The organism is Xylella taiwanensis (assembly GCF_013177435.1).
In the GTDB taxonomy this organism is placed as follows: Bacteria; Pseudomonadota; Gammaproteobacteria; order Xanthomonadales; family Xanthomonadaceae; genus Xylella; species Xylella taiwanensis.
Genome location: NZ_CP053627.1, coordinates 544,513 through 557,451 on the forward strand (window position 1 = coordinate 544,513; position 12,939 = coordinate 557,451).

Below are 12,939 nucleotides of genomic sequence, written 5' to 3' on the forward strand. Positions count from 1 at the left end.
GATGGATGCTGGCCTGCACATGGAGAACTCCCGCTGCTTGGTGGCCGATGATGGCTTTAAGATGGGGTATCAGTGGATGCAGCAAGAGCGGTGTCCGCAGTGCAGGGAGAAGGAACGATTTGCCAATCAGGTCAGATCTTGTTTGAGCTGCGGTGGCCGTAGTAACACATGCAATCCTGAAGGCTATGACAAGGATCTGTACCTAGTCCTGTTGGAACACTGGTCTGGGTGCTGCCAGGTCACCGTGCAAGCTGCTTTACACGTGACCGTCGAGGCGTACCTGCAGTATGACGGCGGCTTCGATTTCAAGTGCCTGCGTCGGGTGTTCGGCCAGAACTATTACCGTGATGTGCAAAACAAGATCGGTATCGCGGCGATGCGGTGTCCAATGGCTTATGGCAACTGGTCGGAGCGGGTGTTCGATCGACCAGAGCGCTTCGGCAAGATGAAACCGCGCTTCCCCCCCGGGAAAAGCCAGGTAGCCGATTGGAATCAGTGGCCGGACAGTTCCGCCGATACTGGATGGTTATGGCTGACCGAAGGTATTTTCGACAGCATCCCACCGGAATTACATCGCTTGGGGTTGCCGACGTTGCTCTCATCCAACAACGCTTTATTGGTCGATGTCTGTCATAAGACCAAACGTGATCGGATGGCTTTTGTATGGATGCTGGATGGTGATGTCTCTAGCTGCAAGTACACCTGCACATGGGTGGTGTGCGTGCGCAGCGATGGTTGGGAGTATTTTGCTGCGCAGGGGAGGGGCAAGATCAGCCGCAAAGCTATGCGGCATGACCCCCTGGATCAAGCAGATAGAGCGGAATACTTGTACCAAGGGATGTTGCTGATTGCCGAGTTCATTAGCGCAAAAATGCCTCTGATGTATAAAAAGCGTAAGCGACGCGAGGTTCATTGCGGTTTTGACAAGAGGGCGTTCTGGTGCCACTGGAATGAAACGCGCGTTTATCCTGTGCGCCCACGCGGCACAAAGGACAGCGGCCATGAGAGCTGTGACTTGCTATGTTGCGTCACTATCGTAATTGGGCAGAACACCCCTATCAGCGCCAGCGATGCGATCTTGCAACGCATCGTACACCTGCATTTCGACAGGAGTGGCCACACTGTGGTCACCAAAGCATTGGCCGAACAGATCGAGTGGATGCTGATTGAGCAGATGTTTGATTTTATTCTCGCCACGACCAAACGTGATGCCCAGGTGCTGGACACTCAGGCTAACAAGCACAGCCAGTATGAAAACCAGTTATTGGTGTTTCCAGAGCTCGAGCGTGTGCGCCTTGCTGAACGTCTTGGTCAGGTCATGGTGTCAGTGGATGCGTTGCAACCGCTGCTTAACCTTGGTGATGCGCAGTCCCAGATTGTTCACGAGGTGGTGATTGAGTGGGCCAAGCAACGTCAGCAATCAATCAATGCCGACGACCTGCATATCCAATTGTTCTGGCAGCAATGTCGGTTTTTGGATGGCAAGTGTTTGGTAACAGCGTCGTAATCGGCCTGCACCGCAACCGGATGGAACGATGTGTCGATGGCCTGCTGCCCTGCGGGTATCGGCATACCTGGCCAGATGACAGCGCTGAGAGAGCTAGTGCTGCTTGCAGTTGTTTGCCACTGAAAACTGTGAATTCCGCCTTGACGTGCCGCTCGGTCAAGTGATGGGTGTTTTAGATGGAGCGGCAATCAATGGGCCCGACGGGCGCCGTTGCCGCGGCGCCCTGGGGCCTCTACCCACGTAGTCCAGGAGATTTTTCATGCAAAACGATACCGAGGGAACCCACAGTACTATTCACACGCCGCAAGTATCCGCCATCGAGTCCAGCACAGAGGCTACCATGCCGACGTTCGCATTGAACGTGATCGATGACGGCAGTTTCGGCACGTTAGTTCGAGAATGTTGTGTGCTGGTCACGCTGCCTATCCACGGCAATCGTATTGCCGTCGTTGTTGCGCTTGACTTGGGTGGGTTGCGGACGATTAGCCGCACTCGGTCATTGATCCCGTGCGTCGCTTGGCGCACTCGCGACCCGAGGGGCATCGCCGTTGATGGCCGTATGGATGGCGAACCGGCCCAATACCTGGATAGCCTGGAGCTGCCAGACTGCGTCGCCGACATGTTGCCCAAGCCGTTCAGGATCGATAGCGCTGCTCTTCTGATCGAAGCCGCTAAGGAAGTGCGCCATGATTGAGTTGCTCATCCTGTTGATTGGTCCTGCTGCCGGTGGGGCGTTGCTGTACCGGCTGTGGAATACGCGTCCTCCATGTATCACCCATACGGGACTAGCCGTTGGTCAGATCCCGGTGAACCGGCGTCGCCGGCGTGCCATGGCGGTACGGCGGGAGGTGTCCCATGGCTGAGTCAGTTGTCTGTGGTCTTCAGAACAGTGGTAAACCACGCCCTGCCTTAGTCATCTGCAAGACTGACAACTTGCAGCACGTTGTCAAACTGGACAAGAGATCTTTGGACGTCAGGCGTTTGTGCGCTCCCTGGGGGCAGATGTTCACGTATTCCTACGTGACGGCAGCAGCTATCGTGCAGTGGTTTGGTATCAAGGCGGCGAATGTTTTTAAAGCCTGCTATCGCGTTGCTTATGTGTGGAGGATGCCCTGATGACATTGCCCAAAACATCTACCGGTGGGATGACCCGCCAGCCGTTTCAGGTGATACTGCCGGAGGCACCCATGAATGCCAATGAAGTGGCTGCGTTTGATCGGTTGATTGCCATTGCACAGACAAACACCGGTCAAGCACGCCGCGTTGCGGCTTTCCTGCTGGCCTGGTGGGATTCTGGTACCTGTGGCGGCTTTGATTTAACGGACTTGTGGGGTGTTGATCCGATCATCGTGCATGACATGCAGACGCTGTTTGGCTGTATCGCGCGCGTGCACCGCTATCCGGATACGCTGGGTTTTGGTGATCATTTCGAAGTGATCTTGCGTCAGTGGCGGCAGAAACGGATTGGAGATGACCGTAGCTGAAAATCCTGTTGTGTCAGTTGCCTATTGATTCAGTACCACGGTGAAAAGTGAATGTTGGCACCATGAAACAGCGGTGATATCCCATCGCATCGTACTGATGTCGAACCCTTTGGCAGTGGCGGCGTGAGCCGTCCTGCCGCATGATCCATGCTCCGAAGTATGGGTGCGAGGGATTCCCCGAACGCACGCCGGCCGCGTGTGTGGTCATGTTCTGTGCAAGGTGACACGCATCTCATGTTCGTCTGCTGGCCGCTTTTTGTGCATGCCGAACACGACTGTCAGAGCGTGTTCTTCTTCCGGCGTGATGCGGTAGGCAAGGTCCTTAGAGGGACTGTCACACTGCTTGCATCGGATTTCACAGAATCAGGGTCAGTCCCAGCGTGCCACTTCGAACGCCGGGCGCGGTAGGTTTACTTTCACAGTCACCAAGGCGGGCACTATGTGGGAGGTGCTTGTTGTGCCAGTCTGCAAAATCGTAAGAGTTGAAGGGCCGCAATGAGTACTTGGCCAGTAGTTCTATTTTGAATTTCTTGGGTCGTACTCGTTCCACGTGGCTTGGGTACGATGGCTGGAGATGCCATGTGCGATGTGTGGCAGCGCATTGTGCAGGACGCAGTCCGGCAATGTGGTGTCGTATATCCAGATTCTGCACTCCGGTGTTCATTGTGTGGCTTGATGATGTCTTGTTCTTGTCGTTGAGTCCCGCACGCCAGCTACATAGATCAGACGGCGTGCCTTGTTCCCGCATTCATGGATGCTCGCCACGAGGAGCATGGGATAGGGAATGTCTGGGGAGTCAGGGCGGGCGGATCCGGGAGAAACGTAGTGTCGACTAAAAATGAAAATGCCCGGAACCTTCACAAGCCGGGCGTTTCATAGTGAACCTGGTTTAACAGCGTGGTCTTCCAGATTCCGGTGATGGTGCCGAAGGTGGGACTCGAACCCACACACTTTTAAGGGTGGCGGATTTTGAGTCCGCTGCGTCTACCGATTCCGCCACTTCGGCGTGGAGTGGGGATTATAGCGAAGGATCCAGGCCCGTGTGGAGAAAACGATGATGTCGTAAGTAGCACGGCTGAGACGAGGGTGTTAAACACAGAAACCTTCGACATTGGGGAGTATCGAAGGTATGGCGTCCCCACGGGGATTCGAACCCCGGTCGCCACCGTGAAAGGGTGATGTCCTAGGCCTCTAGACGATGGGGACACACGATGAACAACATATTGCTACCGCTTCCTATTTTCTTGGTGAGCGGGCGTTGGTGGAGCCAGCCGGGGTCGAACCGACGACCTCTTGCATGCCATGCAAGTGCTCTACCAACTGAGCTATGGCCCCTCGAAATCGAGGTTGCGATCATATCTGGGCGATAAATACTGCGCAAGCACTTTCTTACAGTGATCGTTGTTTGATGCCGTACAGGCCGTGCAGTGCGTTATCGTGTCAACGACCCGAAAAAATACATGGACGATCAGTGATCTTCTGATCACTCTCCCTGGCCAAATCGAGGCTCATTCACGGATGCTGATGATCGCTTTTCCGGTAAGTTGTCACTGCGTGTGGGACGAGAGCGATCGTGTTAATTAACCACTGGGTTTCGGATAGGCAGGATCGATTGGCACGTTCCATTCGATGCGATGGCGCTGGACAAATAATGGGATGCGTGGTGATCGATGGCTATGGCCTCGTTTCAAATTGGATAGGCAAAGGGGTGATGTCAGTGATTTCCTTATCTGAGAAGCACTGTATTCGTGATTACATGGTTGTGTTTTTGTTCGATGTATTTGATCAAGATTCCGGTCAGGTACGGTGTCGGTTAGTGCCGATGCGCGCCGCGTGGATCTTGGATAAGCGTTCTTCTTGCCGATGATGATGTTGTAGTTCTGACAGGCGTAGATCAGCCATGAGATTGTTGCTTGGATAACTGTAGGTATGGCTACGGTTGTTGGTGAGGTGTTGACTGGATGCGATCTGCGATGAGGGCGATCACCATGATGAGACCGACAGAGAATGGCTGTATGTGCATATGGTGATAGTCGTGATTTTGCCGACCTATCTAATGTTGATGAGCAATGATTTTTCTTAACTCTCTGAATGGTGCGTCTGTCTGATTGTCAGTGGCTGAGTGTTCGGTTTCTTTTTTGCCGATGGTCTGTCCACAGGCACGGCGTGGCTTCAGTACACGGCTGACGCTTAGCGTTACTGAACGTGACTGGATTGCTTAGTTCACCTGATGTCAGGGAGGGTTGGACCGAATGCTGTGGTAAATAGGGCGTTTCCAATGTGGGGTATGGGTGTTACTCGATCTGGTGTCCAGTCAGTCGTTTGGGTGTCGATGTGATAGGCCTTTCCGTGAAGAAACGCAGATGCACCCATTTATTTGGCGCGTACTTGACGGATGATTGCCGTGGCTTTTGACGATGCGTTTTTGACGTTGTCCCAATGACCTTGGGTGAGCCACTCTTTGGGCACCATCCACGAGCCGCCGATACAGACCACGTTCGGTTGTGCTAGATACTCTCTGGCATTGGTTTCGTTGATACCGCCAGTGGGGCATAACTTTAGGTCGGCCAGCGGTCCGGCCAAGCTGGTGAGCATGTGCAGGCCGCCGGCCACATTGGCCGGAAACAATTTGCAGACGCGGAAGCCCAACATCATCAGTGTGAGCAATTCCGTTGGTGTGGCCGCACCTGGTACTGCCGGGATTGGTGCATTGGCCAGCATCTGTGCCAACGCCGTAGGTGTTCCTGGTGTGATAAGAAAGTCGGCTCCGGCATCTATGGATTGGCGTAACTGTAGTTCGTTGAGTACGGTTCCCGCTCCGATCATGATGTCTGGTTGTTCGCGCTTGAGTGTCGCTAATGCCTCGATGGCCACCGGGGTCCGTAAGGTCAACTCGATCGTGGTGAGGCCGCCTTCCAGCAGTGCGGTGACGACACGGCGAGCCTGATCTAGTGTGTCCACGGTGACGACTGGCAGGATACCGGCGCTGTATAGCAGAGATTCGGCCTTGTTTTGGGTTTCAATGATGCTCATTCACGTCTTTATAGGTCAGTGTCGATGGGACAACGAGTGCGTCCGGCAAGTGGTGTGTGTGCTATTCAGGGCGTGTATTGCTTTTAATGTTTCAGGCGTCCTTGGATTCGTCTGTCAGGGTGGCCACGGTTGCATGATCGTCCGGTGCGTATTTGGCATCGTCGCTCCACAAGTGATCGTTCAGAGGTAGCGGACCACAGGAGATTGAGAGTGCACCCTGGTCGGCGGGACCGACCACTTGGCGGTTGATTGCGAATAGGTTGCGTCCTAGATCGTTGCTGGTCGCCGCGGTGTTTGGCGCGTGTGTGCGTGTCATCCACTCGGTGGCTGGCACCAGGACTTCCAGGGTGCCGGCTTCACCATCCAGGCGCAGGAGATCGCCTTCGCGGATGCGTCCAATCGGGCCACCGCGCGCTGCTTCTGGGGTCAAGTGGATCGCTGCCGGGAACTTACCCGAAGCACCGGATAGACGTCCGTCGGTGACCAGCGCCACCCGCCGGCCCTGGTTTTGCAGCAAGCCTAGCAGTGGTGCCAGTGAGTGAAGTTCTGGCATTCCGTTGGCGCGTGGTCCCTGATAGCGCACCACCACGATGAAATCCTTTGGGAGTGCGGCTGCAGCGTGCAGCTTATTCAGTGTTTGCGGTGTGTCGATCACCACGGCTGGTGCTTCGATTGTCCGGTATTCCGGCTTAACTGCTGATAGTTTGATCAGCGCGCGGCCTAGATTGCCATGCAGTAGACGCAGGCCTCCTTGGGCCTCGAATGGATGGGTTACTGGGCGTACTACGGACTCGTCAGTGCTAGCGGTTGGCGACGGACTGTAGCCGAGTGTACCGTTGTGCAAGTGAGGTTCTTGGGTGTAGGCACGCATGCCACCTTCGATGATGGTCGGGAGGGTGTCGTACATCAGTCCAGCGTCCATCAGTTCACGGAACACGAAGGCAGTGCCCCCGGCTGCATGGAAGCGATTCACGTCGGCCTCACCGTTGGGATAGATGCGTGCCAGCAATGGTACGGTCTGGGAGATTAGATCCATATCGTCCCAGGTCAGCAAGATGCCGGCTGCACGTGCCACGGCGATCCAGTGAATGGTGTGGTTGGTCGAACCTCCTGTGGCCATGAGGGCGACGATGGCATTGACGATGGCGCGTTCATCAATCAAACGGCCAATTGGGCGGAAATCCTGCCCCAGTGCGGTGATGTGCAGTGCACATTCGGTGGCGGCGTGGGTCAATGCTTCGCGCAGCGGTGTGCCTGGAGAGATGAACGAGGCGCCGGGCAATTGCACACCCATCGCTTCCAGCAATACTTGGTTGGAATTGGCGGTGCCATAGAAGGTGCAGGTTCCTGGGGCGTGGTAGGAGGCTGCCTCGGCTGCGAGCAGTTCAGCACGTGTTGCCTGACCAGCCGCGTAGCGTTCGCGTATTTCTGCTTTTTGTTTGTTTGGGATGCCGGATGGCATGGGGCCGGCGGGTACGAACACGGCGGGCAGGTGGCCAAATGCCAATGCACCGATCAGCAGACCGGGTACGATTTTGTCGCATACCCCCAGATACATGACTGCGTCGAACATGTCGTGGCTCAGCCCGATGGCGGTGCCTTGAGCAATGTTGTCGCGTGAGAATAGCGACAGTTCCATGCCTGCACGGCCTTGGGTGACGCCATCGCACATGGCTGGGACACTTCCGGCGACCTGTGCAGTTGCACCGAGTGCACGTGCGGTGTTACGGATGATGTGTGGGTAATGTTCGAACGGCTGGTGTGCTGAAAGCATGTCGTTGTAAGCGGTAATGATGCCCAAATTCGGGGTGATTACCTCGCGCAGGCGTTCTTTGTCGGTTGTGCCGCAGGCGGCGAAGCCGTGGGCGAGGTTACCGCAGCTCAGGCGGCTGCGGGATGGTCCGTTACGCAGCGCTGTATCGATCCCGGTGAGGTAACTGGCGCGAGAGGTGGCACTGCGCTGACGGATATGGTCGGTGACGGCTTGAATGTTCGGATGTAGGTGCATTGGCGATGGGCTATCAATGGAGCGGCGGTGGATCAGCTGACTTCGCGCTTGGTTGCATCCCAGTTATTGAGAGGCACTGGAGGTGCAGTCCGTTGTAAGGGATTGGATTGTTTGCAATGGACGTATCGCGTCTTGTGACAGCTTGGTTAAGCACACCAGTGCACGCGTAGATGCACATCCGGAAGATCGATCACGGCTCTTATTGGATAGTCCAGTGGATCTTTGCAGGAGAGTGCTGTCTCCAGAACCTTAAGTTTTTGTTTGCCGCGCAGCAGTAGGAAACGGTGTGGAATTTTGCCGAGTCCGGCTGGAGTGAGGGTGATACGCAGCGGCCAGGCGTTCGCACCGGGGCAGCCGGTTGCATCAAGCGCTGCATAGGGTTGGGATGTGTTGATGGCTTTGGGGAGATCCCGCGAACCTGGAAACAGTGAGGCGGTGTGACCGTCGTTGCCCATGCCTAGCAATGCAGCGCAGGGTGGGGGTGCATTGGTGATCTGAAGGTTGGCGTCATGCACGCATTGGTTCAATGTTTTGCCTGGTCGTATCAGTGGCAGGAATGTGGCGTGTTCAGCGTGTTCTAAAAGAGTGTGTCGTACTAGCCAAGCGTTACTGTCTTTGTCTTGCGGTGATAGCCAGCGCTCGTCTACTAGGCCGATGTCGATCTTGGACCAGTTCAAGGACCGTGTGGCGAGTGCCTCGTAGACCGGTGCCGGTGTGGTGCCACCAGAGAGCAGCAGGCAGGCGCGGCCACGCTGGGCGGTCTCCTGCAGGAGGATGCTCTCCAATTCTCTGGTGACAGCCTGAGTCCACTCCAGCGGATCGTCGTAGCTCATCAGGGTGATGCGTTCGTCGTTTGGAGGGGTCATGCCTTGATTTCCTGCTGGGTGCACTCGGTGTTCAGTGCGTAGGCGGCTGCGCCGAGCAAGCCAGCGCGTGGGTGGATCACTGCCAACGCGGGGATACGGGCCATGATGGCCGAAAATCGACCCTTATTTTCAAATCTCTGGCGGAAACCGGAATGCTGTATTGAGTTCAGTAGTTTGGGAACTAGGCCGCCTGTCAGAAATACACCATCCCAAGCACCTTGCATGAGCACCATGTCACCAGCGATCGCGCCGAAGATACTGCAGAACAGGTCGATGGTGCGTGTGGCGCGCATGTCGCCGTTAGCAGCGCGCATGGTGATGTCTTGAGGACGTAGGGGGCCTGGGTCGGTTCCGGCGATTTCACTGAGTGCGCGGTGAATGTTGACCAGTCCTGGGCCAGAGATCAGGCGTTCGTTGGAGACGCGCCCGAATTGCTGTGACAGGATCTCCAGGATCCGGATTTCTTCTGGGGTGCCTGGCGGGAAGCTGACATGACCGCCTTCGGTTTCCAGCGGATAACAGCGGCCACTGCGAATCACGAGCCCGCCTACGCCCAGTCCGGTGCCGGGGCCGATGACGCCATAGTTGCGCGGTGCCGCTGATAGCGGGACCTGTTCCCATTTTGCACTGCCGATCTGGATGACATCTTGAGGGCGTAACAAGCTGGTTGCCATCGCTTGGGCGACAAAATCGTTGATCAGGTGCAAGGTGTCGAAGCCGAGCATCGCTGCAGTGCGCGTGCGCGTGATGACCCAGGGATGATTGGTAATACGTGCTTCATCGCCGTCTACACGTCCGGCGATAGCGAATACGCCCTTGGTGGTATGTATGCCGATTTGATTTAGATAGTACTGCGCAGCTTCGCCCAGTGAGGGGAATTTGATGACGGCAAACTCGCGCAAGGTGTCTTCCAGCAGTGGTGCTGAAATAAGAGTGGGGTTAGCCAGTGCAAAGCGGGCGTTGGTGCCTCCGATGTCGGCTACCAGCATGGGAGCCGTCGGCACGTTCATGCGTTGTTTCCATGGCCATTGATCTCCAATGGCGGCAGAAATTGGCGAGCTTGGGATGGGCCCCAGCTACCGGCGGGGTAGGGTTGCAGTGCCAAGCCTGACAGCTCCCAGGCATTGCTGATGCTGTCGATCCAAGCCCAGGCGGCTTCGACTTCGTCGTTGCGTACAAACAGCGCCGGGTTGCCGTTGAATGCGTCGAGGAACAGACGCTCATAGGCAATGCGGCGATGTTGTCCGGTTGGCACGGATAGCTCCAGCTCCAGCGGTTGCAGTTCCAGTGTTCCCCATTCGGAGCCGGCTAAGCTGCTCATCAGATTCAGCTCGATATTCTCTTGTGGCTGTAGTTTGAAGCACAGCCGGTTCGGCACTGCATTGGTACGGTTTGGACGTTCGAACAGCCAGTGCGTGACGGGTTTGAGAGTGACGACGATCTGGGTTGAGCGCTCGGCCAAGCGTTTACCGGTGCACAGGTGGAATGGCACACCCGCCCAGCGCCAGTTATCGATGTATGCAGTGACGCCGACAAAGGTCTCCACATTGCTGTCTTCCTGTGGTTGATAGGCGGGTACCGGCTGGCCGTTGATGGCACCCGCGCTGTAGCGTCCGCGCACACTGTCCATCAAGGCATTTTGTGCGTTCATCGGGCGTAGTGCGCGCAGCACTTTGACTTTTTCGTCGCGGATGCGGTCAGCTTCCAGAGATGCCGGGGGTTCCATGGCGACTAGGCACAGCAGTTGCAAGATGTGGCTTTGCATCATGTCACGTAGTGCGCCAGCACGTGCGTAGTAAGCATTGCGGCCATCTACGCCTTCGGTTTCGGCGACGAGAATCTGTACCGACTCGATGTGGTTTCGGTTCCATACCGCTTCCAGCAGGGTGTTTCCGAAGCGCAGTGCGACTAGGTTCTGTACGGCTGCTTTGCCTAGATAGTGATCTACGCGGAAGATGCGATCTTCGTCGATCAGGGTGCCGATGGTGTTGAGGATTTCGCGTGCGTTTGCTGAGTCGCGGCCGATCGGTTTTTCCAGCATCAATCGGTGGGGTGTCTTCAGTGCACCACCCTGGGCTAACCCCAGGGCGGTGCTGATGTACAGGCTTGGGGGTATTGCCAAGTAGCTAATGCAAGGGTGTACCGTCAAATTCCGGACTGCTTCGGCGACCGACATGGGGTCGTTTAAGTCGACAGAAAGGTAGTCGACACGCTGTAGTAGGGCCTGGATCTGTTTGGCGTTGGCGATTGGCAGTGCCTGCTCCAGGCGCCGGCGCATGATCTCGTGGAATTGTTCGGTGTTATGGGGTGACAAGGCAAGGGCACGAATGCGGAAGTCTTTTGGCAACAAGCCGTCGATGAACAGGTGCAGCAAGGAGGGGAAGAGATAGCGCTGCGCGAGGTCACCAGTGGCACCGAACAATAAGAGGGTGTTGTGCATGGGCCGAGTTTCAGATTCTGATGATATTGTTGTCAATATTATTTAATTGAATTTTAACTGTGGTGTGCGGTTGTCTTTGTTCGCATGGGGAGCATGTGGTGATGTGTTGTGAAACCATTGCGCTTCGTGGTGTATGTGTTATCGCTGGATTGTTGCAGTTAAAGCTAGGATGGGATTGAGGTGACATCACGGAACTTGCTTTGGTTCCGGATGGTGCAGGTGGTGTGCGCAAGTGACTCTGTGTTGTTATGTGAAAATGATGTCAATGTCATGTCAGAATCTTCAGATACGGCTAGGGCCGTGCGGATCCGATTGCTTTCGGGGGGGCCGGGGCAGCGATGTTTATTCCGTTGGGACTGATGCATGGCCAAAGTGCAGTTGGAAGCAATTCGCAAGGTGTACGACAACGGCCAGGTGGTGGTGCCTGGAGTCAGTTTTGAAGTTGCCGACGGCGAACTGATGGTGTTGGTTGGGCCGTCAGGATGTGGTAAGTCGACTTTGTTGCGCATGATCGCCGGGCTGGAAGATATCAGCAGTGGCACGTTGCGTATTGGCGAGCGGGTGGTCAATAACATGCCACCCAAGGATCGCAATGTTGCAATGGTGTTTCAGAGCTACGCCTTGTATCCCCATATGACGGCTGCTGAGAACTTGGCGTTCGGGCTGAAGCTGCGTGGTTATTCCAATCAGGTGATCGCTGAGCGGATCAAGAATGTGGCCGACATGCTCGGTTTGAATTCGCTGCTGGACACCTTGCCTAAGGCGATGTCTGGTGGTCAGCGCCAGCGTGTTGCGTTGGGTCGGGCGATGGTGCGTGAACCGGCAGTGTTCTTACTTGATGAACCGTTATCTAATTTAGACGCAAAATTGCGCAACAGCGTACGTTCCGATATCGCACGTCTGCATCGCAAGCTTGGCACGACTATGATCTATGTTACTCACGATCAAGTTGAGGCGATGACCCTCGGTCAGCGCATCGTGCTGCTCAAAGATGGATTGATCCAGCAAATCGATACCCCGATGGCGCTTTACGACTACCCAGCCAACCTTTTTGTTGCTGGTTTTCTTGGCAATCCAGCAATGAACATGCTGCCCGGCCGACTGGAGGCAACTGGAGGTGGCGTGGAACTGCATTTGGTATCCGGTGAGCGTGTCATGCTTGCTGGTGCGACTCCGAAGTTGGCTTGGTTCGGGCACGATGTGGTACTGGGTGTGCGTCCAGAGCACATACAGCCGGCGCGGCTTGGTGAACCAGTGGCATTGGAAGCCACGATTGAAGCGTTGGAGCCAGTCGGCAATGAGGTTTTTTTGCATCTGCGCTATGCCGCGTTGACACTCACCTTGCGCGTGCCACCACAAGAATTGCCGGGCATTGGTGAGTCGTTGCCGTTGGCGGTGCAGCCGGATCGGTTACATGTGTTTAACGCAATTTCGGGTGAATGCTTGACCGGTCACTGAACATCAAGGATCTGAGAGGTGACGTTATGCGCCGTGTTACTGTTTTTGTGCATGTGTTCTTTAAATCCCCCATTGTTACATTCGTGGCAAGGGTAAATGCAGTTTGCTGCGAACTCCTGGACAGACGTGCTATCAATGGGCTT

General features: G+C 55.6%; 11 protein-coding genes and 3 tRNA genes. 6 read left to right on the top strand and 8 right to left on the bottom strand.

The annotated features are described in order from the left end of the window. Position 1: 1 nt before the first annotated feature. From PLS229_RS02175 to PLS229_RS02195, 5 genes are all read left to right on the top strand, one after another. Positions 2-1,507, top strand: coding sequence for a hypothetical protein (locus PLS229_RS02175; RefSeq protein ID WP_038272007.1), 1,506 nt, complete (start codon positions 2-4; stop codon positions 1,505-1,507). Positions 1,508-1,766: 259 nt separating this feature from the next. Further along, positions 1,767-2,201: a hypothetical protein gene (locus PLS229_RS02180; RefSeq protein WP_038272009.1), complete on the top strand. Its 435-nt coding sequence runs from the start codon at positions 1,767-1,769 to the stop codon at positions 2,199-2,201. Beyond that, the gene (locus tag PLS229_RS02185; protein ID WP_171898044.1) at positions 2,194-2,370 is read left to right on the top strand and encodes a hypothetical protein; all 177 of its coding nucleotides are present in this window, start codon (positions 2,194-2,196) and stop codon (positions 2,368-2,370) included. Before PLS229_RS02180 ends, PLS229_RS02185 begins: the two co-directional genes overlap by 8 nt. After that, on the top strand, positions 2,363-2,623 hold the full coding sequence (locus PLS229_RS02190; protein WP_038272011.1) for a hypothetical protein: 261 nt from the start codon (positions 2,363-2,365) through the stop codon (positions 2,621-2,623). Before PLS229_RS02185 ends, PLS229_RS02190 begins: the two co-directional genes overlap by 8 nt. Continuing rightward, the gene (locus PLS229_RS02195; protein ID WP_230428159.1) at positions 2,623-2,991 is read left to right on the top strand and encodes a DUF7673 family protein; all 369 of its coding nucleotides are present in this window, start codon (positions 2,623-2,625) and stop codon (positions 2,989-2,991) included. The genes PLS229_RS02190 and PLS229_RS02195 overlap by 1 nt, the downstream gene beginning before the upstream one ends. A 919-nt stretch (positions 2,992-3,910) precedes the next feature. On the opposite strand, the gene PLS229_RS02200 is transcribed toward PLS229_RS02195, so the two are convergent. From PLS229_RS02200 to zwf, 8 genes are all read right to left on the bottom strand, one after another. Beyond that, positions 3,911-3,997 (bottom strand) — tRNA-Leu (locus tag PLS229_RS02200). Positions 3,998-4,121: 124 nt separating this feature from the next. Further along, positions 4,122-4,197, bottom strand: a tRNA-Glu gene (locus tag PLS229_RS02205). Between the two features lie 53 nt (positions 4,198-4,250). Beyond that, positions 4,251-4,326, bottom strand: a tRNA-Ala gene (locus PLS229_RS02210). Between the two features lie 1,038 nt (positions 4,327-5,364). After that, complete coding sequence (locus PLS229_RS02215) at positions 5,365-6,024, bottom strand: bifunctional 4-hydroxy-2-oxoglutarate aldolase/2-dehydro-3-deoxy-phosphogluconate aldolase (RefSeq protein ID WP_038272015.1); 660 nt, start codon at positions 6,022-6,024, stop codon at positions 5,365-5,367. A gap of 91 nt (positions 6,025-6,115) precedes the next feature. Continuing rightward, positions 6,116-8,032 carry a phosphogluconate dehydratase gene (gene edd, locus PLS229_RS02220; RefSeq protein WP_038272017.1) on the bottom strand — a complete coding sequence of 639 codons (1,917 nt, stop codon included), beginning with the start codon at positions 8,030-8,032 and terminating at the stop codon, positions 6,116-6,118. 146 nt (positions 8,033-8,178) lie between these two features. Further along, entirely contained in the window at positions 8,179-8,898 is a 720-nt protein-coding gene (gene pgl, locus PLS229_RS02225) for a 6-phosphogluconolactonase (RefSeq protein ID WP_038272018.1), read from the bottom strand. Then, positions 8,895-9,908, bottom strand: a complete 1,014-nt coding sequence (glk, locus tag PLS229_RS02230; protein WP_038272019.1) for a glucokinase — start codon at positions 9,906-9,908, stop codon at positions 8,895-8,897. The genes pgl and glk overlap by 4 nt, the downstream gene beginning before the upstream one ends. Then, a complete protein-coding gene (zwf, locus tag PLS229_RS02235) occupies positions 9,905-11,338 on the bottom strand; it encodes a glucose-6-phosphate dehydrogenase (protein ID WP_038272020.1) in 1,434 nt (477 codons plus the stop codon). The genes glk and zwf overlap by 4 nt, the downstream gene beginning before the upstream one ends. A 363-nt stretch (positions 11,339-11,701) precedes the next feature. Between zwf and PLS229_RS02240 the strand changes: the two genes are divergently transcribed. Further along, the gene (locus tag PLS229_RS02240; RefSeq protein ID WP_038272021.1) at positions 11,702-12,796 is read left to right on the top strand and encodes an ABC transporter ATP-binding protein; all 1,095 of its coding nucleotides are present in this window, start codon (positions 11,702-11,704) and stop codon (positions 12,794-12,796) included. Positions 12,797-12,939: the final 143 nt, after the last annotated feature.

Bases quoted from the DNA above. Each gene is read 5' to 3' on its own strand.
- PLS229_RS02175 (WP_038272007.1), top strand. From the start codon at position 2: ATGGATGCTGGCCTGCACATGGAGAACTCCCGCTGCTTGGTGGCCGAT.
- PLS229_RS02180 (WP_038272009.1), top strand. From the start codon at position 1,767: ATGCAAAACGATACCGAGGGAACCCACAGTACTATTCACACGCCGCAA.
- PLS229_RS02185 (WP_171898044.1), top strand. From the start codon at position 2,194: ATGATTGAGTTGCTCATCCTGTTGATTGGTCCTGCTGCCGGTGGGGCG.
- PLS229_RS02190 (WP_038272011.1), top strand. From the start codon at position 2,363: ATGGCTGAGTCAGTTGTCTGTGGTCTTCAGAACAGTGGTAAACCACGC.
- PLS229_RS02195 (WP_230428159.1), top strand. From the start codon at position 2,623: ATGACATTGCCCAAAACATCTACCGGTGGGATGACCCGCCAGCCGTTT.
- PLS229_RS02215 (WP_038272015.1), bottom strand. From the start codon at position 6,024: ATGAGCATCATTGAAACCCAAAACAAGGCCGAATCTCTGCTATACAGC.
- edd (WP_038272017.1), bottom strand. From the start codon at position 8,032: ATGCACCTACATCCGAACATTCAAGCCGTCACCGACCATATCCGTCAG.
- pgl (WP_038272018.1), bottom strand. From the start codon at position 8,898: ATGACCCCTCCAAACGACGAACGCATCACCCTGATGAGCTACGACGAT.
- glk (WP_038272019.1), bottom strand. From the start codon at position 9,908: ATGAACGTGCCGACGGCTCCCATGCTGGTAGCCGACATCGGAGGCACC.
- zwf (WP_038272020.1), bottom strand. From the start codon at position 11,338: ATGCACAACACCCTCTTATTGTTCGGTGCCACTGGTGACCTCGCGCAG.
- PLS229_RS02240 (WP_038272021.1), top strand. From the start codon at position 11,702: ATGGCCAAAGTGCAGTTGGAAGCAATTCGCAAGGTGTACGACAACGGC.